The following is a 20,763-nucleotide window of genomic DNA, read 5'->3' as shown; positions in this document are numbered from 1 at the left end:
GACGGAGCGCCCGGCTGCTCGTTCCTCAGACGCCCTCGGCCTTGCGCGGCCGGGCCAGCAGCAGCTGGGCCATGTCCTCGACCGGGAGGCCCTGGTGCAGCAGCGCCACCACGGCGGCGGTGATCGGCATCTCCACGCCGACCTTGCCGGCCAGCTCGAGCACCGACGCCGAGGACTTGACGCCCTCAGCCGTGCCGCCGGTGGCGGCGATGGCCTGGTCGAGCGTCATCCCCTCGCCGATGTGCACGCCGAGCGTGTGGTTGCGCGACAACGGCGAGACGCACGTCGCCACGAGGTCACCCATGCCGGCGAGGCCGGCGAAGGTCTCGGCATCGGCCCCGAGCGCCAGCCCGAGCCGGGTGATCTCGACCAGGCCGCGGGTGATCACCGTCGCCATGGTGTTGTGCCCGAAGCCGCTGCCCTGGGCGATCCCGACGGCCACGGCGATGACGTTCTTGACCGCCCCGCACAGCTCGACACCGACCACGTCGGTGTTCGTGTAGGGCCGGAAGTACTGCGAGGCGCACGCCATGGCCACCCGCTGCGCGGTGGACTCGCTGGTCGAGGCCACGACCGTCGCGGTCGGCTGGTGCGCGGCGATCTCACGGGCCAGGTTCGGCCCCGAGACCACGGCGATGCGCTCGACGGGTACTCCGAGCGCCTCGCCGATCAGCTCGCTCATCCGTCGGTCCGAGCTCAGCTCGACGCCCTTCATCAAGGACACGACGACGGTGTGCGGCTCGATCAGTCCGGCGAGGGGCTCGAGCGTCGCGCGCGCGGACTGCGACGGGACAGCGACGGCGACGAGGTCCGCACCGCGCAGCGCCGCAGCGGCGTCGGTCGTCGCGCGGATGCTCTCCGGCAGCCGGAGACCGGGCAGGTACTCCTCGTTGCGGTGCTCGTTCGTGATCTGCTCGCAGACCGCCGCGCGGCGCCCCCACAGGGTGACCTCACGGCCGGCGTCGGCCAGGACCGCGGCGAACGTCGTCCCCCAGCTCCCGGTGCCCAGGACTGTCGCGCGGGTGATCGGCGCGCTCACGCCGGACCTCCCGGCTTGGGGCGACGCCAGACGAATCGCTCCGCCGGTGCGGTCTCACCGCGGATCTCCTCGAGGAGGGTCGTGATGGCTGCCATCACCCGCTCGGTCGCCTCGCGCAGCACCGCCGTGTCCTGGGGCCGGTCGTACAGGTCCGACAGGTCGACGGGTGGGCCGGCCACGATCGTGACCTTCTTGCGCGGGATGGGCTTGAAGAGCTTCTTGTAGCGGCCGAGCAGGTTCTGCGGCCCCCACTGCGCGCACGGGATCACCGGGGCACGGGTCGACAGGGCGAGACGCGCGACCCCCGTCTTGCCGGCCATCGGCCACAGGTCGGGCTCGCGGGTCAGGGTGCCCTCGGGGAAGACCGCGACGCACTCACCGGCCTCGATCGCCACGATCGCCGCGTCCAGGGACCTGCCGGCCGCAGCGGTGTCGCGGTCGACCGGGATCTGGCCGCTCGCCCGCAGGACGCGACCGACGATCGGGACCGAGAAGAGCGAGGCCTTGGCCAGGACCTTCGGGGCGAAGCCGTTGTCGTACAGGAAGTGGGCGAACGTGAGCGGGTCGATGTTCGACATGTGGTTGGCCGTGGCGATGAAGCCGGTGTCCTTCGGCAGGTGCTCCGCACCACGCCAGTCACGCAGCGTGCAGGCCAGGAGCACGGGCCGCACGACGCGGGCGACGTTGCGGTACGCGCGGTTCGAACGCTCGGGGGCTGGCACGGGAGCCGATGCTACCGGTCGGCCCCGGTCCGGGTTCAGTCCCGGGAGAACTCGGCCCCGAGCGCCGTGAGCTTCTCGGTGAAGAACTCGTAGCCACGGTCGATCAGGCCGATGCCGCGTACCGAGGACGAGCCCTTGGCGGTCAGCGCCGCGATGAGGTGGCTGAAGCCGCCGCGCAGGTCAGGGACCTCGATGTCGGCCCCGGCCAGCGGCGTCGGGCCCGAGATGACGGCGGAGTGGTAGAAGTTCCGCTGCCCGAACCGGCACGGGTGGCCGCCGAGGCACTCGCGGTAGACCTGGATCGTGGCCCCCATGCCCCGCAGCGCATCGGTGAAGCCGAAGCGGTTCTCGTAGACCGTCTCGTGCACGATCGACAGCCCCTTGGCCTGGGTCAGTGCCACGACGAGCGGCTGCTGCCAGTCGGTCATGAAGCCGGGGTGGACGTCGGTCTCCAGGACGATCGACCTCAGGTCGCCACCCGGGTGGAAGAACCGGATGCCCTCGTCCTCGACCTCGAACTCGCCACCGACCTTGCGGAAGGTGTTGAGGAAGGCGGTCATCTCCGGCTGGCTCGCCCCGCGCACCATGACGTCGCCGTGGGTGGCGAGCGCCGCGGACGCCCACGACGCCGCCTCGATGCGGTCCGAGAGCGCCGTGTGCCGGTAGCCGCTGAGCCGAGGGACACCCTCGATCCGGATCACCCGGTCGGTGTCGACCGAGATCACCGCGCCCATCTTCTGCAGCACGTTGATCAGGTCGAGGATCTCCGGCTCGATCGCGGCGTTGGTCAGCTCGGTGATGCCGTCGGCGCGGACGGCGGTGAGCAAGAGCTGCTCGGTCGCGCCGACGCTCGGGTAGGGCAGCTCGACCTTCGTCCCGAACAGGCCGCGCGGAGCATGGATGTGGATCCCCTGCTCGCGCTTCTCCACGATCGCGCCGAACTGCCGCAGGATGTCGAGGTGGTAGTTGATCGGCCGGTCGCCGATCCGGCAACCACCCAGGTCGGGGATGAACGCCTCACCGAGGCGGTGCAGGAGCGGACCACAGAACAGGATCGGGATCCGGCTCGAGCCGGCGTGCGCGTCGATGTCCGCGACGTGCGCCGACTCGACCTTGCTCGGGTCGAGGGTCAGCACGCCGGCCTGCGTGTCGGCGACGACATCGACACCGTGGAGCTCGAGCAGCCCGGTGACGACGCCGACGTCCCGGATCACCGGGACGTTGCGGAGGACGCTCGGCCCGTCGCCCAGGAGTGCGGCGACCATGGCCTTGGAGACGAAGTTCTTGGCGCCCCGGACGGTGATCTCGCCGTGCAAGGGAGTGCCGCCGTTGACGTGAAGGACATCCTGCATGGACCCCATGGTCGCCTACGGAACGCGGTACGTCACATCGCAGCAGGCCCGGGGGGCGTGTCGGTCGTCTCACCTACGCTCGGATGCGGCTGGGCCGATCGGGTGAGCGCCGGGCGAGCACCCGCACGGGCATCGGGCCAGGATCGAGCCGGCACAGGAGGTCGACCATGAGGTTCGGGTTCGTCGCAAGCCACGGCAGCGCCCACGAGGTGGTCGCGATGGCGCAGGAGGCCGAGGCCTGCGGCTGGGACGGCTTCTTCACCTGGGACGGGATCAGCATCGGCCCGATGGACACCTGGGACCCGTGGGCGGTGCTCGCGGCCGTCGCGGTGCGCACCGAGCGCATCCGGCTCGGCGCGATGGTCTTCCCGCTGGCCCGGCGGCGGCCGTGGAAGGTCGCGCGGGAGGCACTGACCGTCGACCACCTCTCCGGCGGCCGCCTCGTGCTGCCGGTGGGTCTCGGCGCGACCGAGGACGGCGGCTTCTCCCACGTCGGCGGCGAGGCCGGCACCTACCGCGAGCGCGCGGCGAGGCTCGACGAGGCGCTCGCGATCCTCGACCTGGCGTGGACCGGCGAGCCGTTCTCGTATGCCGGCACCCACCACACGGTGACCGACCTGGTCATCGCGCCGCGGCCCGTGCAACGGCCGCGGATCCCGGTCTGGACGGTCGGGGTGTGGCCCTACGAGCGGTCGATGGCCCGGGCGGCCCGCTGGGACGGGATCGTCCTGCAGCAGCGCGGCACGGAGGCGGAGTTCCCGCCCGACGACGTCGCGGCGGCGGTCGAGTGGCTCGGCCGCCGCCGCGCCGAGGGCTCGGTCGACGCCGTGTCTCCGCCGACCGGCGCGGTGTTCGACGTCGTGCTGCAGGGACGCCTGTCGGACGACGCCGATGCTGCGGCAGAGCACCTGCGTCCCTACGCCCGAGCCGGCGCGACGTGGTGGGTCGAGTCGCGCTGGGACGACCGGGACACGCCCGAGTCGCTCCTGGCTCGGATCCGCCAAGGGCCGCCGGTCCTGTGACGCGATCGGTGTCGAGCAGCTCGCGGACGTCGCCCAGGTCCCTGAACGCGCTCAGGCCGGGGCGGGCTACTTCTTCTTCTTCGCCTTCTTGGCGCCGGCAGCTTTGCCTGAGCTCGACTTCTTGCCCGGCTTCTCGGCCTTCTTGACCTTGGGCTTCTTCGTCGAGGCCGCAGCCGTCGGCTTGGCGGCGGTGCTCTTCGTGACTGTGCCCTTCGCGGCGGTGCCCTTCGTGGTGACGGTGCCCTTCGCGGCGACCGACGCGCTCGGGCCCGACGATGCGACGACCACGGCGGTGCGCGTCGCCGGCGCGCCACCGGCGACAGCCGCCTTCAGCGCCGATCCGGCGTGGAACCTGGCGCCGGCGGACGCGGCGATCTCGAGGGCCGCACCGGTGCGTGGGTTGCGTCCGATCCGGGCCGGGCGTTCGACCCGCTCGAAGGTGCCGAACCCGGTGAGGGTCACCCGCTCGCCGGCCGCGATCGCCTGTTGGATCTCGTCGAGGACCGTGTCGAGCGCGGCGACAGCGGCTCCGCGGCTCCCCAGCCGGACCTCCAGCATCGCAAGGAGCTCGGTCTTGTTCATCCAGACACCTCCGGGTCGGGTGTGCGCAAGGACACGCGTCCGGCGCGCAGCACCCCTGAACGCTACGGGCAAGCGTTCGCGCGGTCCATCGCGCCGCGCGAGCACGTCGGCGCCGATCGGGCCGGTCCCGCCGGCATCGATCGGGCCGGGCCCGCTCGTCAGGCCAGGGCGTCGTCGCCGGTCGGGATCCTCGGTGTGACGGGGCGTGCGGCCACGATCTCGACCGGCGGCAGGTGCTTGGCCGGCAGGGTCCGCGGGCGCCACGAGGCACGTGTCGTCTCGAACTCGGTGATCTCCGCCTCGTGCTTGAGGGTCAGACCGATGTCGTCGAGGCCCTCCATCAGGCGCCACCGGGTGTAGCCGTCCACCTCGAACGGCACGATGACGTCGGCACAGCGGACCTGCTTGGCCACCAGGTCGACGGTGACCGCGGTGCCGGGCCGGGTCTCGAGCATCTTCCAGATCAGCTCGATGTCCTCCTGGGCCAGCTGGGCCGCGAGCAGCCCCTGCTTGCCGGAGTTGCCGCGGAAGATGTCGGCGAACCGGGCCGAGAGCACGGCGCGGAAGCCGTAGTCCTTGAGCGCCCACACGGCGTGCTCACGCGAGGAGCCGGTGCCGAAGTCCGGTCCGGCGACCAGCACCGAACCTGCTGCGTACGCGTCCTGGTTGAGGACGAACGCCGGGTCGCTGCGCCATGCGGCGAACAGCGCGTCCTCGAAGCCCGTACGGGTCACCCGCTTGAGGTAGACCGCAGGGATGATCTGGTCGGTGTCGACGTTGCTGCGCCGCAGCGGGACCCCGACACCGGTGTGCTGGCTGAACTTCTCCATCGTGCTTCTCACACTCTCTTCGTGCGTGGGCTCAGGCGGACTGGTCGGTCAACGGGCTGCCGTCGGGCACGACGACGTCGGCGCCGAGGTCGGCGACCGAGGACAACGTCCCCCGGATCGCCGTGGCGGCGGCCACGAGCGGGGAGACCAGGTGGGTCCGTCCGCCCTTGCCCTGGCGGCCCTCGAAGTTGCGGTTCGACGTCGAGGCGCTCCGCTCCCCCGGCGCGAGCTGGTCGGGGTTCATCCCCAGACACATCGAGCATCCTGCGTTGCGCCACTCGGCCCCGAAGTCCAGGAAGATCGTGTCGAGGCCCTCGGCCTCGGCCTGCAGGCGGACCCGCGCGGACGAGGGGACCACCAGGACGCGCAGGGAGTCGGCCTTCTTGCGTCCCTTGACCAGCTTGGCGACCGATCGCAGGTCCTCGATCCGACCGTTGGTGCACGAGCCGATGAAGACCGTGTCCACGGCGATCTCGCGCAGCGGCATGCCGGGCCGCAGGCCCATGTACTCGAGTGCTCGCTCGGCGGCAACGCGCTCGTGCTCGTCGGCGATCTCGGCGGGCACCGGGACGTTGGCCGACAGCGGGAGGCCCTGCCCGGGGTTGGTCCCCCACGTCACGAAGGGCTCGAGGTCGGCGGCGCCGAGGACCACCTCGGCGTCGAAGACCGCGTCGTCCTCGGTGCGCAGCGTGCGCCAGTACTCGACGGCGGCGTCCCAGTCGGCGCCCTCCGGGGCGTGCGGGCGACCCTTGAGGTACTCGAAGGTGGTCTCGTCCGGCGCGATCATCCCCGCGCGCGCACCCGCCTCGATCGACATGTTGCAGACCGTCATGCGGGCCTCCATCGACAGCGCCCGGATCGCCTCGCCGCGGTACTCGAGCACGTAGCCCTGGCCGCCGCCGGTGCCGATCTTGGCGATGATCGCCAGGATGATGTCCTTGGAGGTCGTCCCGACCGGAAGGATCCCGTCCACGGTGATCGCCATGGTCTTGAAGGGGGCCAGCGGCAGGGTCTGGGTCGCCAGGACGTGCTCGACCTCGCTCGTGCCGATCCCGAAGGCCAGCGCGCCGAACGCGCCGTGGGTCGAGGTGTGCGAGTCGCCGCACACGACCGTCAGACCCGGCATCGTCAGACCCAGCTGCGGCCCGACCTGGTGGACGATCCCCTGGTCGGCGTCGCCGAGCGAGTGCAGCCGGACACCGAACTCGGCCGCGTTGTTGCGCAGGGTCTGGATCTGGGTGCGACTGGTCAGGTCGGCGATCGGCCGGTCGATGTCCAGGGTGGGCGTGTTGTGGTCCTCGGTGGCTATCGTCAGGTCCGGTCGGCGTACCGGGCGGCCCGCGAGCCGCAGGCCCTCGAAGGCCTGCGGACTGGTGACCTCGTGCACGAGGTGCAGGTCGATGTAGAGCAGGTCGGGCGCCCCGTCGCTCCCCCGACGCACGATGTGTGCGTCCCAGACCTTCTCCGCCAGCGTGCCGGCCATGTGCTGTCCTCTCGCGTTCTGCACCCGGACGGGTGGCCCTGGAACCAATCCGGCCGAAAGACTTGCGTCTCAGCCCGCGAGACGACAGTATCGACCTATGGACAACTCTAGCGGAGTCGGCGTGCTGGACAAGGCCGCTTCGGTACTCAGCGCCCTCGAGGCGGGTCCGGCGACCCTTGCACAGCTGGTGGCCGCCACCCATCTTGCCCGACCGACGGCACATCGGCTCGCTGTCGCCCTCGAGCACCACCGGCTCGTCGCCCGCGACATGCAGGGACGCTTCGTCCTCGGGCCGCGTCTGTCCGAGCTCAGCACCGCCGCCGGAGAGGACCGTCTGCTGGCGGCCGCCAACCCCGTCCTGATCGCGCTGCGCGACCACTGCAGCGAGAGCGCCCAGCTGTACCGCCGCCAGGGTGACCAGCGGATCTGCGTCGCGGCAGCCGAACGCCCGATCGGTCTGCGCGACTCGATCCCGGTCGGTGCGACCCTGACGATGCAGGCCGGCTCCGCCGCCCAGATCCTGCTCGCCTGGGAGGAGCCGGACCGCCTGCACCGCGGTCTGCAGGGTGCGAAGTTCACCGCGACGATCCTGTCCGGTGTCCGACGGCGCGGCTGGGCCCAGTCGGTCTCGGAGCGGGAGGCCGGCGTCGCGTCGGTCTCCGCGCCGGTGCGCGGCCCGTCGGGGCGCGTCGTCGCGGCGGTCTCGATCTCCGGTCCGGTCGAGCGGCTCAGCCGCCAGCCCGGCCGCCTGCACGCCGGCGCCGTGGTGGCGGCGGCCAACCGCCTCACCGAGGTCCTTCGCCGCACGGCGGACTGACCGACCCGCACGGCTGACCGACCCGCACGGCCGCACCGACGAAAGAAGCCCGGTCACCGCAAGGTGACCGGGCTTCGTACGTACCCCCAAGGGGATTCGAACCCCTGTTACCGCCGTGAGAGGGCGGCGTCCTAGGCCTCTAGACGATGGGGGCCTGGACGATCTCTCCCCACTGGGGGGATCGACCGCGGAAACTCTACATCATGCGCGTCCTCAGCCCGGTCGACGAGTCGGTCGGCACCGGGTGACATGCGCTGGGGTACCAGGACTCGAACCTAGACTAACTGGACCAGAACCAGTCGTGCTGCCAATTACACCATACCCCATGGGGTATAACGCGGCCCTCTGAGCACCTGCCCCGGGACGGGACGGGACACCTCGAGAACCGGACGTCGTACCGGCGGGGAACTCTACCCGAGGCGAGGGGTGGCACCAAACGTGGTGCGCGGTGACGGACCCGCGAACCATCCGTCGAGGCCCCTGCGACGGCCGTCCGGTGGCCCGGCAGGGACGTCCTGCAGCCCGGACCGGCCCGACCGTGCGACCATGCCCGTCGTGACCTCCGGCGCCCCACCCTTCACCACCCGACCCGAGCTCGTCGGGACGCACGGGATGGTGGCCTCGACGCACTGGCTCGCCTCGCAGACCGGTGCGGCCGTGCTCGAGCGGGGCGGCAACGCCTTCGACGCCGCGGTGGCCGCCGGGCTCGTCCTGCACGTCGTCGAGCCGCACCTCAACGGGCTCGGCGGCGACGTCCCGGTGATCGGCTGCACGGCCGGCTCGGGCGAGCCCTTCGTCCTGTGCGGACAAGGCAGCTCCCCCGCCGCCGCGACCCCCGAGGCGTTCGAGGACCTCGGGCTCGACGTCGTGCCCGGGACCGGGCTGCTCGCCGCCGTGGTGCCGGGTGCCTTCGGCACCTGGATGGACCTGCTGGCCCGCTACGGGACCTGGCCGGCCGCCGATGTGCTCGCCTACGCCATCGGCTACGCACGGGACGGCTACCCGCTCCTGGCCCAGGCTGCGGCGACGATCGCCCGGGTCGCCGACCTGTTCACCGAGCACTGGCCGACGTCGGCCGCGGTGTACCTCGAGGGCGGGCGGGCACCGGCACCGATGGCCCGGTTCCGCAACGAGGCCCTGGCCGGCACGCTCGAACGCCTAGCCGCGGCGGCCGAGGCGGCGGGACCGGACCGTGAGGCGGGGATCGAGGCCGCCCGGGTCGCGTTCTACGAGGGCTTCGTCGCCGAGGAGATCGCCCGGTTCTGCACGACGGCCGTCATGGACTCCTCCGGTCGCCCGCACACGGGGCTGCTCACCTTCGACGACCTCGCGACGTGGCGCGTGCGCGAGGAGGCGCCGGTCACTGTCGAGTTCGCCGGCCGGACCATCGCGAAGACCGGGCCGTGGGGACAGGGACCGGCCATGCTCCAGCAGCTCACCGTGCTGGCGGGGATGGACCTGGCCGACACGCGGCCCGGCTCCGCCGAGCTGGTCCACACCGTCGTCGAGACCGCCAAGCTCGCCTTCGCCGACCGCGACGCGTGGTACGGCGACCCGGACCACACCGACGTGCCGCTGGGGATCCTGCTGTCCGAGCCGTACGCCGACGAGCGACGTCGGCTGATCGGGCCGGACGCCTCCGACCTGCTGCGCCCCGGCTACGCGGGAGCCTGGCCACGACTCCCGCGGCGGGTCGTCGCCCAGGTCGCCCGGGCCCGGTTCCTGGCGACAGCCGGCCGGACCACGGATCCGCAGCAGCCCGCCGTCGGCGCCGGTGAGCCGACGTTCGCACCCGCACCCTCCGGTGAGACCGCGGCGGACGGGACGACCCGGGGTGACACCTGCCACCTCGACGTGGTCGACCGGGCCGGCAACATCGTCTCCGTCACCCCGAGCGGCGGCTGGTTGCAGAGCTCACCGGTGATCCCGGCGCTCGGCTTCGCGCTGCCCACCCGGGCGCAGATGTTCTGGCTGGAACGCGGCCTGCCCGGCTCGCTCGGCCCCCGACGACGTCCCCGCACGACGCTGAGCCCGACGCTCGTCCTGCGCGACGGGGTGCCCGAGCTGGCGTGCGGCACGCCGGGCGGCGACCAGCAGGACCAGTGGCAGGTCCCGTTCCTGCTCAACCACCTCGTGTACGGGATGGACCTGCAGGAGTCCGTCGACGCACCGACCTGGCACACGACGCACCTGGTCTCGTCGTTCGACCCCCGGGACGTGGAGCTCCGTGGTCTGCACGCCGAGGTCCGGCTGGGCCCCGACGTCCTCGCCGACCTGCGACGCCGGGGGCACGCCGTCACCGAGACCGGCCCGTGGTCGCTGGGGCGCCTGACCGCTGTCGGGGTCCGCCCGGACGGCATGCTGCACGCGGCCGCGACGCCACGCAGCATGCAGGCCTACGCGGCGGGCCGCTGAGATGGAGCCGTTCGAGCTCGGGATCGTGCTGCTGGCAGGGATCCTGGCCGGGACGATCAACACCGTCGTCGGCGCCGGGACCCTGATCACCTTCCCGCTGCTGGTCGCCCTCGGCGTCCCGCCGCTGACCGCCAACGTCTCCAACACCGTCGGCCTGGTCCCTGCAGCCGTGACAGGGGCCTGGGGCTACCGACGCGAGCTCCGCGGGCACTGGCCGACGGTGGCCAGGATGGCGACGCTCTCGGCGCTCGGTGGCGTCGGCGGTGGGCTGCTCCTGCTGGCCGCCCCGGCCGAGTCCTTCACCGCTGTCGTCCCGTGGCTCCTGGTCCTGGCCGCCGTCCTCGCCGCTGTCCAGCCCCGGGTGGCGGCACACCTCCGGCGACACGCCCAGGGCGTCGGCGCGAACGTCACACAGACCCACCACGCGGACATCTCGACCCTGCCGTTGACCGTGGGGCTCGGCGTCGGCATCGCCGCGACCGGCGTCTACGGCGGCTACTTCGGCGCGGCGCAGGGCGTCGTCCTGGTCGCGCTGCTCGGGATCGCCTGGACGACCGACCTGCAGCGGGCCAACGGTGCCAAGAACGTCCTCGCCGGGGTCGCCAACCTGGTCTCGGCAACGGTCTTCGTCGTCGGCGGGGTCGTCGACTGGCAGCTGGCGGCGCTCATCGCGGTGGGTTCGGCCGTCGGTGGCGTGCTCGGCGCACGCGTGGGCCGCCGGATCCCGGCACCGGTGCTGCGCACCCTGATCGTGGTCGTGGCTCTCGCGGCCGCCGTCGCGATCGCCGTCAACCGCTGACAGCGGTTCGCGACGGGTCCGTTGCCTACCACTCTCGCTGCGCGCCAGAACCCCCAAGGGCGTCCGAACCTTCATGAATGCGGCACGTGGGCCGATGGCAGGGCAGGAGCACCCACCCCTCGAGCAGTTCACTCATGCCGGCAACGGCGAAGGGACATCCCATGTCGCAGAACCGAACGCGTACGGGTCCGCTCGCCTTCTTCCGCAACATGAAGACGGCGCAGAAGCTCCTGGTCGGATTCCTCGCCGTGTCCATGCTGATGGTCGGCGTGGGCGCCATCGGCATCTCGAAGCTCGCGACCGCCCAGGCGCACCTCGACGCGATGTACCGCGACAGCCTGCAGGCGATCGCGTGGCTCGGCAGCGTCGAGAGCGACTTCGAGTCGGTGCGCCGTCAGGTCCTGGAGCTGGCGCTGGCGGCCGACCCCACGGCGCAGGCCGCCATCAAGGCGAAGATCGTCGAGCTGGACGGCCGGATCGACGAGAACTGGGCCAAGTACACGGCCACCGACATGACCGGTCGCGAGGCGTTCCGCGACGACTACGTCGCGGCGATGGCCGACTACCGCGAGATCCGCGAAGGGCAGATCATCCCGCTGATCGAGGCCGGCAAGACAGCCGAGTTCATCGAGCTGCGCGATGAGCAGATCGTCCCGCTGATCAACCGGGTCGCCACGAACCTCGAGGGCCTCGCCGAGGTCGAGGACACCGCCGCGGCGCAGGCCCTGGCCGACTCGCAGGCCGAGTACCAGAGCGCCCGCGCCCTGATCATCGGAGTCATCCTCGCCGCCCTCGCCCTGTCGATCGGGCTCGCCGTCGGGATCGGGCGGATGATCGCTCGTCCGCTGCGCAAGACGGTGGAGATCCTGGAGGGCCTGGCAGAGGGTCGCCTGGACCAGCAGCTGGACGTGAGCACCAGGGACGAGGTCGGCCAGATGGCCTCGGCGCTCAACCGCGCGATGGTCAAGCTGCGAGCGGCGATCGGCGCCATGGGCGACAACGCGCAGGGCCTCGCGTCATCCTCCGAGGAGCTCTCGGCCGTGTCGGCGCAGATGAAGGGATCGGCGGAGGACTCGGCGGCCCAGGCCGGAATCGTGTCGGCGGCCGCGGAGCAGGTGTCGACCAACGTGCAGACCGTTGCGGCCGCGACGGAGGAGATGTCGGCCTCGATCCGGGAGATCGCCAAGAACACCACCAGCGCCGCGGACGTTGCGGCGCAGGCTGTGCAGGTGGCGCACAGCGCGAGTGTGACGGTGGCCAAGCTCGGTGCGTCCTCCGAGGAGATCGGCAACGTGATCAAGGTGATCAACCAGATCGCCGAGCAGACCAACCTGTTGGCGCTGAACGCGACGATCGAGGCCGCGCGTGCCGGTGAGGCGGGCAAGGGGTTCGCGGTGGTGGCCGGCGAGGTCAAGGAGCTGGCTCAGGAGACGTCGAAGGCGACCGAGGTCATCGGGAGTCGGATCGACGCGATCCAGACCGACACCAAGGCCGCCGTGGCGGCGATCAACCAGATCTCGGAGATCATCGGGCAGATCAACGACACCCAGTCGACGATCGCCTCGGCGATCGAGGAGCAGACGGCGACCACGAACGAGATGGCCCGCAACGTGAGCGAGGCCGCGACCGGGTCGACCGAGATCGCCTCGAACATCACAGGTATCGCACTGACTGCCTCAGACACCCAGACCGCGGCCGGTAGCACCTCGGAGGCGGCGACCGAGCTGGCCCGGATGGCGTCCGACCTTCAACAGCTCGTCGGCCAGTTCACCTGCTGAGGCCCGACGAGCCCCAGCGCCGCTGGCAGGTCGGTGAGCGAGGTGACGACCAGGATCCCGGCCTCGCGGGCGGCCGCGATGTCGTCATCGGGGACCTCGACGCGACGCGGGCCAGGTCGGTCGACCCAGACGCCCGACAGCCCCGCCGCAACGGCCGCACGCGCGTCGACGTCGAGCTCGTCGCCGACATAGGCGGTGCGCGCCGGTTCGGTGCCCAGTCGACGGCAGGCCTCGAGGAACACCCGCGGGTCCGGCTTGCCGACGCCGAGGGTGTCGACACCGACCAGCATGGGCACCCGGCCGCTGAGCCCCACCCGGTCGAGCTTGCTCGTCTGGTACGCCACCGCGGCGTTGGACAGCGCACCGACGGCGACGCCCGCCGCGAGCAGGAGGTCGACGGTGTCGTGCGCGTCGGGGTGCGCGGCCCACGCGCGGGTGAAGCCGTCCTCGAAGACCGCGTTCCAGGCCCCGTACGCCTCGTCGTCGAGGAGGGCGCCGCCGAAGGTCGCCTGCAGCTCGTTGGCCCGGGCCATCCGCTGCTCCTGGTAGCCCATCTCGCCCCTTGCGTACCGGGCGTAGTGGCCCGTGGCATCGGCACGCCACACCGCGACGACCTCGTCGCGCCGGGTGCCGTCGACGTCCGGCAGGTAGGCGCGGACGATCTGGTCGAGGGCCACCCCGAAGGCGCCCCGGGTGTCGATCAGCGTGTCGTCGACGTCGAACAGGACACCGTCGATGAGCCGGCCCCCGGCATCCGCACGCGCGGTGCTCGACGGCGGCGTCGAACCGCTCACAGGCTCGAACGCAGTGCGTCGAGCCGCGCCAGCGTCGACGCCTTGCCGAGGATCTCCATCGACTCGAAGAGCGGCGGCGAGACCCGGCGACCGGAGACCGCCGTGCGCAACGGGGTGAACGCGAGCCGGGGCTTGAGGCCCATGCCCTCGACCAGCGCGGCCGCGAGCGCGTCCTGGGTCGCGCCCGTCGTGAACGCCTCCGCCGGGATCGGCCCGAGCGCGCCGATGGCGGCGTCGAGGACCCGGCCGGCATCCTCGCGCAGGGCGGAGCGGGCGTCGTCCTCGACCACGAGGGCGTCGTCGGCGACGAACAGGAAGCCGAGCATCCCGACGGCCTCACCCAGCAGCGTCATCCGCTCCTGGACCAGAGGCGCGCCGGCGTCCAGCACGGTGCGCTCGCCGTCGCGCAGCCCGGCGTAGGTTGCGGCCGAGACGACACCGGCCGCGTGCAGGTAGGGCACCAGGCGCTCGCGGAACACCGCGGGGGCGAGCATGCGCACGTGCACGGCGTTGATCGCCTCGGCCTTCTTGAGGTCGAAGCGCGCCGGGCTCGGGTTGACGTCGGCGACGTCGAAGGCGGCGACCATCTCCTCGACGGTGAAGATGTCGTTGTCCGGTGCGATCCCCCAGCCGAGCAGGGCGAGGTAGTTGAGCAGGCCTTCAGGCGTGAAGCCCCGCTCGCGGTGCAGGAAGAGGCTCGACTCGGGGTCACGCTTGGACAGCTTCTTGTTGCCCTCGCCCAGGACGTACGGCAGGTGACCGTAGACCGGCTCGACCTGCGCGACCCCGATCGCCATCAGGGCCCGGTACAGCACCACCTGACGCGGCGTCGAGGACAGCAGGTCCTCACCGCGCAGCACGTGGGTGATCCCCATCAGGGCGTCGTCGACCGGGTTGGTGAGCGTGTAGAGCGGCTGGCCGTTGCCCCGCACGATGACGAAGTCCGGGACCGAACCGGCCTTGAACGACAGCTCGCCGCGGATCAGATCGGTGAAGACCACGTCACCGGCCGGCATCCGGATCCGCAGCACGGCCTCACGGCCCTGGTCGCGGTAGGCAGCCATCTGCTCCGGCGTCAGGTCACGGTCGAAGCCGTCATAGCCGAGCTTGGGGTCACGGCCGGCGGCGCGGTGGCGGGCCTCGACCTCCTCGGGCGTCGAGAAGGACTCGTAGGCGAACCCCGCCTCGAGCAGCCGCGCCGCGACGTCCCGGTAGATGTCCAGCCGCTCGGACTGGCGGTACGGCTCGTGCGGGCCACCGACCTCGACACCCTCGTCCCAGTCGAGCCCGAGCCAGCGCAGGGCGTCGAGCAGCTGCAGGTAGCTCTCCTGGCTGTCGCGCGCTGCGTCGGTGTCCTCGATCCGGAAGACGTAGGTGCCCCCGACGTGGCGGGCATAGGCCCAGTTGAACAGGGCCGTGCGGATCAGCCCGACGTGCGGGGTCCCGGTCGGCGAGGGGCAGAAACGGACACGGATCGCGGAGCCCTCGGCGGAGCGCACGGGGGCAGCAGGGAGGTTCTCAGTCATGGTGGACCCAGCCTAGCCGGGGCGACCTGGGCCGTTCGGGGTGCTCAGTCCCGTCGGACGACGGGGTTGCGCAGCACGCCGATCTCCTCGACCTCGACCTCGACGACGTCCCCGTGCACGATCGGTCCGACGCCGGCCGGGGTGCCGGTCAGGATCACGTCGCCGGGCAGCAGCGTGAACACCTGCGAGGCGAACGCGATGAGCTGCGCGACGTCGAAGACCATCTGGGACGTGTTGCCGTCCTGCCTCGTCGTGCCGTTGACCCGCGCCAGGACGGCGAGGTCGTCGACGTCGAGCCCCGGGACGACCCAGGGCCCGAGCGGGCACGAGGAGTCGAAGCCCTTGGCCCGCGTCCACTGGGGTTCGGCACGCTGCAGGTCACGGGCGGTGACGTCGTTGGCCACGGTGAAGCCGAAGACCCGCTCGAGGGCGTGCTCGGGCGAGACGTCCTTGGTGACCTTGCCGATCACGACCGCGAGCTCGGCCTCGTGGTGCACCTCGTGCGACCAGCGCGGCAGGACGATCGGGTCGTCGGGGCCGATCACGCTCGTGTTCGGCTTGAGGAAGAGGATCGGCACGGCCGGCAGCTCGTTGCCCATCTCGGCCGCATGGTCCGCGTAGTTGCGGCCCACCCCGATGACCTTGGAGCGCGGGATCACGGGGGCGAGCAGCCGGACGTCGTCCCGATTCAGCGGGATGGTCTCCCCCGTCTGCTGCACCGGCATGAAGATCGGGTCGCCACGCAGCACGACCAGCTCCTCGGCGCCGGGCTCGCCGTCGACCATGGCGTAGCGGGGGTCGTCTCCGGTGCTGAACCTGGCGATGCGCATGCTCGCAGCGTATTCGCTGCACAAGATCTCTCATGTACGACCGGGACCTGCCGAGAGAACAGACGAGCACAGGACGTGCCGGAAGCTGTCGTGCCAGGACGGCGCGAGGACGAGGGGAACGCATGCCGAAGGACACCCGGCGAGCCCGAGCGGTGCGCGATCCTCTGACCGGTCTCCTGGGGCGACAGCACATGACGACGCTGCTCGACGCAGGACTCGCAGCGGACCGGACGGCCGGCGTGAGTCTCCTGACCGTCGACATCGATCACTTCACCCTCCTCAACGACACGGCCGGGCACTCCGCCGGGGACCGCGTGCTCGCGACGCTCGGCGCGCGGCTCAGCACGCTGGCGCGCCCCGGGCTGCTCGTGGGTCGCTTCGGCGGCGACGAGTTCCTCCTGGCCCTGCAGAGCACCGACCCCGCAGCGGTCGACGAGCTGGCCCGCGCGGTGCTCGCCCTCGTTCGTGAACCCGTGCCGGTCGCCGACAAGGAGCTCCGGGTCACCGCGAGCATCGGCCTGGCCACCGTCGAGCACGGCTCCCAGGCCGACACCGTGCTGCGGCGGGCCGACCTCGCGCTGCAGAGCGCCAAGGCCTCCGGACGTGATCAGGCCGCCTGGTTCGGCGAGCAGCAGGACGCCGACCTCGCCGAGCGGATGCACATGGCATCCCTCGAGCGGGACCTGGTCATCGCCCTGCAGACCACCCAGCTCCAGCTGCACTACCAGACCGCCTTCGACCTCGGCACCGGCAAGGTGATCGGCGTCGAGGCCCTGCTGCGCTGGCACCACCCCGTCCGCGGGGTGATCCCGCCGCTCGAGGTCATCGAGATGGCCGAGGAGTGCGGCCTCATCGAGCCGCTCGGCGCGTGGGTCATCCGCACGGCGATGGACCAGGCAGCCCTCTGGTCCGACCTCGAGGGCTTCACCGTGTGGGTCAACGTCTCGCCCCGCCAGCTCTCGCACGAGGGGCTCGCGGTGATGCTCCGATCGGAGCTCGACCGGGTCGGGCTCCCGGCGCACCGCTTCGGCATCGAGGTGACCGAGTCGGCGCTGGCGCACAAGAACGACGCCACGGCCGAGCTCCGGCGGGTCGAGGCGCTGGGCGTCCAGGTCGCGATCGACGACTTCGGCACCGGCTACAGCTCGCTGGCCCGGCTCGTCCGGTTCCCGGTCGACGTGATCAAGATCGACCGGTCCTTCGTCAACGCGCTCGGCTCGATCACCGGCGACGCGGTCGTCAACGGCATCGTGACCCTCGCCAAGGGGCTCGGGGCGGACGTGATCGCCGAAGGGGTCGAGACGGCGCAGCAGCTGAGCCAGCTGCGGCTCACCGGCTGCGATGCCGCATCGGGCTTCCTGCTCGCCCGGCCCGTCGCGGTCGCGGAGGTCGCGCTCGGTGCGTCCGCATGGGCCGCTCCGGCGCCGGTGGCCGCGTTCAGGACCACCGTCCCGCACCAGATGACCGCTGCCATGTGACTACGCTGCGCACGTGCAGCGAGTCGTCGGCATCGACGTGGCGCGAGGCCTCGCGGTCCTCGGGATGTTCACGGCGCACGTCGGCCCGGCGGCAGACGACTTCTGGTCGCCGACCGGCTGGCTCCAGGTCGCCGACGGCAGGTCGGCGGCGACGTTCGCCCTGCTCGCCGGGGTGTCCGCCGCACTCCTGAGCGGGGGCCGGACACCCTCGGTCCCGCTGCGCAGGGCACGTGCGCGGATCGTCGCGCGCGCGGCACTGATCGGCCTGATCGGCCTGGCCCTGATGGCTCTGGGTACGCCCGTCGCGGTCATCCTGCCCGGCTACGCGCTCATGTTCGTCCTGCTCACCGGTGCACTGCGCTGGCCACGTCGGGTGCTGGTCGGTGCCGCCCTCGTCGTGGTCCTCCTCGGGCCGCCCGTCGTCCAGGCCGCGCGGCTGGCCGGCCTGCCGGAGCGCTCCTTCATGGCCGAGCTGGTCGTCGGTGAGTACTACCCGGCCCTGGTCTGGTTCGCCTACCTGCTCGTCGGGCTCGCCGTCGGTCGCAGCGACCTGTCGGCACCGGTCGTGCGACGGGTCCTGCTCGGCGCGGGTGCGGCGTGCGTCCTGGTCGGCTACGGCACGTCGGCGGCAGCGATGCGGCTCGTGCACGAGCCGGCCCTGAGGGCCCTGCTGACGGCGGAGCCGCACGCCGACACCGCCACCGAGGTCGTGGGGAACACCGGCGTCGTGCTGGTCGTGCTCGTCGCCTGCCTGGCGATCGCCGAACGCGCCCCGCGGCTCGTCACACCTGTCGCCGCGACGGGCGCCCTCGCCCTGACCGCCTACGCCACGCACATCGTCGTGCTGGCCACCCTCGGACCCGGCGTGGTCTACGCGCCGCGCACGAGCGTGTGGCTGGCGTTCGTGGTGGTCACCCTGGTGGCGACGACGGCATGGCGCCTGCGGTGGGGACGCGGACCGCTCGAACGGCTGCTGCACCGGGTGTCGTCATGGGTCGGTGACCGGGTCGCACCGGTCGCCGAGCCGGTGCCGGTCGACTGAGGACGACGCGCAGCCCGACGCTCAGACGCGCGCCAGCACCTGCCCGTGCAGGATCGCGAACCAGCCGTCGTCGGCCTGGCCCCAGGCGCGCCACGCCTCGGCCAGGAGCTCGAGCGCGACGTCGTCCGCCAGGCCGTAGCCGACCGCCTGCTGGGCGAAGGCCGAGGAGGTCACCCGCTCGGCCCAGACGTCGGCCCACCAGGTGCGGTCCTCCGGCGTGGCGTAGCACCAGACACCGGCGCTCGGTGTGATCCCGGCCGGGTCGAAGCCGGCCGCACGGGTCCAGCTCAGCAGGCGCCGTCCGGCATCGGCCTCGGCACGGTTCGCGACAGTGACCTCGTGGTAGAGCGCCAGCCACTCGTCGAGCCCGCTCGACGGCGGGTACCAGGTCATGGCGGCGTAGTCGGCGTCGCGCACCGCGACGACGCCTCCGGGACGGGTCACGCGACGCATCTCCCGCAGCGCCGCGACCGGATCCGTCAGGTGCTGGAGGACCTGGTGGGCGTGCACGACGTCGAAGCTCGCGTCCTCGAACGGCAGCGCCGTCGCGTCGGCGGTGCGGAACGTGACGTTCATGACCCCGGCCTGCGCGGCGGTCGCCCGGGCGAGGTCGAGGACGGCGGCCGAGGTGTCCAGCCCGACGACCTCGCCGGGTGCGACGAGCGCCGCGAGGTCGGCCGTGACGGTCCCAGGACCGCACCCGACGTCGAGCAGCCGCAGCCCCGGCTCGAGCAGCGGCAGCAGGTAGCCCGCGGAGTTCTGCGCCGTGCGCCAGCGGTGCGAGCGCAGCACGCTCTCGTGGTGGCCGTGCGTGTAGACGTCCTGGATGGTCACCTGCTCAGTAACCACCACGTCAACCCGTGGTATCAAGTCCTAAGACGACACGTCTCGCATGGCGGACCTCAGGGCCGGACGGAGTCGACCCCGCGGTTGGCGAGCTCGTCGGCCCGCTCGTTGCCCGGATCTCCCGAGTGGCCCTTGACCCAGACCCAGGTGACGTCGTGCCGCGCGATCTCGGCATCGAGCGCCTGCCAGAGCTCCTTGTTCTTCACCGGCTTCTTGTCCCCGGTCTTCCAGCCGTTGCGCTTCCAGCCTGCGAGCCACCGGCCCATGCCGTTCATGACGTAGGTCGAGTCCACGTGCAGGGTCACGGCGCAGGGCCGCTTGAGAGCGCGCAGGGCCTCGATGACGGCCGTCAGCTCCATCCGGTTGTTGGTCGTCAGGACCTCACCGCCGAACAGCTCGCGCTCGTGGTCGCCGGACCGCAACCAGGCGCCCCAGCCACCAAGTCCCGGGTTGCCCTTGCAGGCGCCGTCGGTCCAGATCGCGACCTCCGACGGGTCCGCGGTGGAGGTCAGGTCGGCCGTGGGCATGGCGCACACCTTACGGCCGGCACCCGGCCCGGTGCGCGTCGCCGCGCGTCCAGGCGCCGAGCGGGCCCAGGCAGCTCAGGCAGCTCAGGCGGCTGGCGGCTCAGGGCCAGGGACGCAGCTCGGGCAGCGGGCACGGGCGTCCACCGCGCTCGCCGACGACCGGGGCGAGCGGCTCGCGGCCGGCCAGCCACGCGATGACGTCGCCGGCGGCGCCACGCACCGTGACCGACTCCCCCGTGCCGAGCGACCGCGGCTCGTCGACGTCGGTCGGCTCGAGCTCGAGCCGCGTCCCGTCCGGCACCCGGTCGACCAGGTAGTCCGCGAGGTGGTTGCGCAGCGCCAGGTCCCAGGCGGTGTTGTCGACCCCGAGGTCCAGGTCGGTCAGGTGGATGCCGGCCTCGCGCCACCACAGCAGCGCGATCGACGCGGCGGGGCGATCGCGGTAGCCGGTCGGCCGGTCGAGCACCTCCGGGGTCAGCCGGTCGAGCGCCGCCTCCATCCGCGCAACCGTCGCGCCGACCAGGCGGACGTGCTCGGCCGCTGCGGCACCCGCACCCGCGTCGATCGCTGCGTCGCGCGCCGGGCGGCCGCCGTCGTAGAAGTCGACGAGCCCGCCGGCTGCCGCCGTCTCGATCTGACGGGCGCCGGCCGATCCCACGCCGACGATGTGGGCCAGGACGTGCCCGCGGGTCCAGTCGGGCAGGCCGGAGGGTCCGACCACCAGCTCGTCCGTCAGGCCGTGCAGAGCCCACAGCAGGAGGCGGTCGATGTAGCGGATCTGCTCGAGGGTCACGTCCAGGTCAGCGGTCACACGACCATCCCACTCGTCGGCGTCCCGTCCGGCAAGAGCGAGCCGCTCCGGTCCTGCCGCGCCCCCCTCA

19 protein-coding genes and 2 tRNA genes are annotated in these 20,763 nt (G+C 72.0%); 7 read left to right on the top strand and 14 right to left on the bottom strand.

Annotated features, from left to right (window positions below):
• Positions 1-25: 25 nt before the first annotated feature.
• Genes K415_RS0114835 through murA form a run of 3 tightly spaced genes read right to left on the bottom strand, consistent with a single transcriptional unit; the run spans position 26 to position 3,113 of the window.
• A complete protein-coding gene (locus K415_RS0114835; protein WP_029663868.1) occupies positions 26-1,039 on the bottom strand; it encodes an NAD(P)H-dependent glycerol-3-phosphate dehydrogenase in 1,014 nt (337 codons plus the stop codon).
• On the bottom strand, positions 1,036-1,761 hold the full coding sequence (locus tag K415_RS0114830; RefSeq protein WP_024287828.1) for a 1-acyl-sn-glycerol-3-phosphate acyltransferase: 726 nt from the start codon (positions 1,759-1,761) through the stop codon (positions 1,036-1,038). The genes K415_RS0114835 and K415_RS0114830 overlap by 4 nt, the downstream gene beginning before the upstream one ends.
• A 35-nt stretch (positions 1,762-1,796) precedes the next feature.
• Positions 1,797-3,113 (bottom strand): UDP-N-acetylglucosamine 1-carboxyvinyltransferase, encoded by a 1,317-nt coding sequence (murA, locus tag K415_RS0114825; protein WP_024287827.1) that lies wholly within the window; start codon positions 3,111-3,113, stop codon positions 1,797-1,799.
• A gap of 167 nt (positions 3,114-3,280) precedes the next feature.
• Between murA and K415_RS0114820 the strand changes: the two genes are divergently transcribed.
• A complete protein-coding gene (locus tag K415_RS0114820) occupies positions 3,281-4,135 on the top strand; it encodes an LLM class flavin-dependent oxidoreductase (protein WP_024287826.1) in 855 nt (284 codons plus the stop codon).
• 66 nt (positions 4,136-4,201) lie between these two features.
• Here K415_RS0114820 and K415_RS0114815 read toward each other — a convergent pair whose 3' ends face one another.
• The 3 genes from K415_RS0114815 to leuC all read right to left on the bottom strand — a co-directional run bounded on the left by K415_RS0114815 (position 4,202) and on the right by leuC (position 7,030).
• The gene (locus K415_RS0114815) at positions 4,202-4,717 is read right to left on the bottom strand and encodes an HU family DNA-binding protein (protein ID WP_024287825.1); all 516 of its coding nucleotides are present in this window, start codon (positions 4,715-4,717) and stop codon (positions 4,202-4,204) included.
• Between the two features lie 158 nt (positions 4,718-4,875).
• Positions 4,876-5,547: a 3-isopropylmalate dehydratase small subunit gene (gene leuD / locus K415_RS0114810; protein WP_024287824.1), complete on the bottom strand. Its 672-nt coding sequence runs from the start codon at positions 5,545-5,547 to the stop codon at positions 4,876-4,878.
• Between the two features lie 31 nt (positions 5,548-5,578).
• On the bottom strand, positions 5,579-7,030 hold the full coding sequence (gene leuC / locus K415_RS0114805; protein WP_024287823.1) for a 3-isopropylmalate dehydratase large subunit: 1,452 nt from the start codon (positions 7,028-7,030) through the stop codon (positions 5,579-5,581).
• A gap of 97 nt (positions 7,031-7,127) precedes the next feature.
• On the opposite strand from leuC, the gene K415_RS0114800 reads away from it, so the two are divergent.
• Positions 7,128-7,847: an IclR family transcriptional regulator gene (locus K415_RS0114800; RefSeq protein WP_024287822.1), complete on the top strand. Its 720-nt coding sequence runs from the start codon at positions 7,128-7,130 to the stop codon at positions 7,845-7,847.
• 81 nt (positions 7,848-7,928) lie between these two features.
• On the opposite strand, the gene K415_RS0114795 is transcribed toward K415_RS0114800, so the two are convergent.
• Positions 7,929-8,001, bottom strand: a tRNA-Glu gene (locus tag K415_RS0114795).
• A gap of 100 nt (positions 8,002-8,101) precedes the next feature.
• Positions 8,102-8,173 (bottom strand) — tRNA-Gln (locus tag K415_RS0114790).
• Positions 8,174-8,393: 220 nt separating this feature from the next.
• On the opposite strand from K415_RS0114790, the gene K415_RS0114785 reads away from it, so the two are divergent.
• From K415_RS0114785 to K415_RS0114775, 3 genes are all read left to right on the top strand, one after another.
• Complete coding sequence (locus K415_RS0114785; RefSeq protein ID WP_024287821.1) at positions 8,394-10,262, top strand: gamma-glutamyltransferase family protein; 1,869 nt, start codon at positions 8,394-8,396, stop codon at positions 10,260-10,262.
• A 1-nt stretch (position 10,263) separates the two neighbouring features.
• A complete protein-coding gene (locus K415_RS0114780) occupies positions 10,264-11,061 on the top strand; it encodes a sulfite exporter TauE/SafE family protein (RefSeq protein ID WP_024287820.1) in 798 nt (265 codons plus the stop codon).
• A gap of 161 nt (positions 11,062-11,222) precedes the next feature.
• Positions 11,223-12,839, top strand: coding sequence for a methyl-accepting chemotaxis protein (locus tag K415_RS0114775; protein ID WP_024287819.1), 1,617 nt, complete (start codon positions 11,223-11,225; stop codon positions 12,837-12,839).
• Here the strand turns inward: K415_RS0114775 and K415_RS0114770 are convergent.
• The 3 genes from K415_RS0114770 to K415_RS0114760 are packed head-to-tail and all read right to left on the bottom strand — an operon-like array spanning position 12,809 to position 15,989.
• Positions 12,809-13,633: an HAD family hydrolase gene (locus tag K415_RS0114770; RefSeq protein WP_024287818.1), complete on the bottom strand. Its 825-nt coding sequence runs from the start codon at positions 13,631-13,633 to the stop codon at positions 12,809-12,811. The genes K415_RS0114775 and K415_RS0114770 overlap by 31 nt on opposite strands.
• Positions 13,630-15,159, bottom strand: a complete 1,530-nt coding sequence (gltX, locus tag K415_RS0114765) for a glutamate--tRNA ligase (RefSeq protein ID WP_029663864.1) — start codon at positions 15,157-15,159, stop codon at positions 13,630-13,632. Before gltX ends, K415_RS0114770 begins: the two co-directional genes overlap by 4 nt.
• A 44-nt stretch (positions 15,160-15,203) precedes the next feature.
• Positions 15,204-15,989 carry a fumarylacetoacetate hydrolase family protein gene (locus K415_RS0114760; protein WP_024287816.1) on the bottom strand — a complete coding sequence of 262 codons (786 nt, stop codon included), beginning with the start codon at positions 15,987-15,989 and terminating at the stop codon, positions 15,204-15,206.
• A 32-nt stretch (positions 15,990-16,021) separates the two neighbouring features.
• Between K415_RS0114760 and K415_RS0114755 the strand changes: the two genes are divergently transcribed.
• Both K415_RS0114755 and K415_RS0114750 read left to right on the top strand, forming a co-directional pair.
• On the top strand, positions 16,022-17,467 hold the full coding sequence (locus K415_RS0114755) for a GGDEF and EAL domain-containing protein (protein WP_081785060.1): 1,446 nt from the start codon (positions 16,022-16,024) through the stop codon (positions 17,465-17,467).
• Positions 17,468-17,480: 13 nt separating this feature from the next.
• The gene (locus K415_RS0114750; protein WP_024287814.1) at positions 17,481-18,509 is read left to right on the top strand and encodes a heparan-alpha-glucosaminide N-acetyltransferase domain-containing protein; all 1,029 of its coding nucleotides are present in this window, start codon (positions 17,481-17,483) and stop codon (positions 18,507-18,509) included.
• A gap of 21 nt (positions 18,510-18,530) precedes the next feature.
• Here the strand turns inward: K415_RS0114750 and K415_RS0114745 are convergent, their stop codons facing one another.
• The 3 genes from K415_RS0114745 to K415_RS22030 form a co-directional block, all read right to left on the bottom strand.
• A complete protein-coding gene (locus K415_RS0114745) occupies positions 18,531-19,358 on the bottom strand; it encodes a class I SAM-dependent methyltransferase (RefSeq protein WP_024287813.1) in 828 nt (275 codons plus the stop codon).
• Between the two features lie 53 nt (positions 19,359-19,411).
• Positions 19,412-19,882, bottom strand: coding sequence for a ribonuclease HI (gene rnhA, locus K415_RS0114740; RefSeq protein ID WP_024287812.1), 471 nt, complete (start codon positions 19,880-19,882; stop codon positions 19,412-19,414).
• A 100-nt stretch (positions 19,883-19,982) separates the two neighbouring features.
• A complete protein-coding gene (locus tag K415_RS22030; protein ID WP_024287811.1) occupies positions 19,983-20,693 on the bottom strand; it encodes a maleylpyruvate isomerase family mycothiol-dependent enzyme in 711 nt (236 codons plus the stop codon).
• Between the last annotated feature and the right edge of the window lie 70 nt (positions 20,694-20,763).

It is taken from the genome of Cellulomonas sp. KRMCY2, assembly GCF_000526515.1.
In the GTDB taxonomy this organism is placed as follows: domain Bacteria; phylum Actinomycetota; class Actinomycetes; order Actinomycetales; family Cellulomonadaceae; genus Actinotalea.
The sequence above is the reverse complement of the archived record's forward strand: the minus strand, read 5'-3'. Positions and strand labels throughout refer to the sequence as shown.

Bases quoted from the DNA above. Each gene is read 5' to 3' on its own strand.
- K415_RS0114815 (WP_024287825.1), bottom strand. From the start codon at position 4,717: ATGAACAAGACCGAGCTCCTTGCGATGCTGGAGGTCCGGCTGGGGAGC.
- K415_RS0114780 (WP_024287820.1), top strand. From the start codon at position 10,264: ATGGAGCCGTTCGAGCTCGGGATCGTGCTGCTGGCAGGGATCCTGGCC.
- K415_RS0114775 (WP_024287819.1), top strand. From the start codon at position 11,223: ATGTCGCAGAACCGAACGCGTACGGGTCCGCTCGCCTTCTTCCGCAAC.
- leuC (WP_024287823.1), bottom strand. From the start codon at position 7,030: ATGGCCGGCACGCTGGCGGAGAAGGTCTGGGACGCACACATCGTGCGT.
- K415_RS0114820 (WP_024287826.1), top strand. From the start codon at position 3,281: ATGAGGTTCGGGTTCGTCGCAAGCCACGGCAGCGCCCACGAGGTGGTC.
- leuD (WP_024287824.1), bottom strand. From the start codon at position 5,547: ATGGAGAAGTTCAGCCAGCACACCGGTGTCGGGGTCCCGCTGCGGCGC.
- murA (WP_024287827.1), bottom strand. From the start codon at position 3,113: ATGCAGGATGTCCTTCACGTCAACGGCGGCACTCCCTTGCACGGCGAG.
- rnhA (WP_024287812.1), bottom strand. From the start codon at position 19,882: ATGCCCACGGCCGACCTGACCTCCACCGCGGACCCGTCGGAGGTCGCG.
- K415_RS0114800 (WP_024287822.1), top strand. From the start codon at position 7,128: ATGGACAACTCTAGCGGAGTCGGCGTGCTGGACAAGGCCGCTTCGGTA.
- K415_RS0114755 (WP_081785060.1), top strand. From the start codon at position 16,022: ATGTACGACCGGGACCTGCCGAGAGAACAGACGAGCACAGGACGTGCC.
- gltX (WP_029663864.1), bottom strand. From the start codon at position 15,159: ATGACTGAGAACCTCCCTGCTGCCCCCGTGCGCTCCGCCGAGGGCTCC.
- K415_RS0114760 (WP_024287816.1), bottom strand. From the start codon at position 15,989: ATGCGCATCGCCAGGTTCAGCACCGGAGACGACCCCCGCTACGCCATG.
- K415_RS0114785 (WP_024287821.1), top strand. From the start codon at position 8,394: ATGCCCGTCGTGACCTCCGGCGCCCCACCCTTCACCACCCGACCCGAG.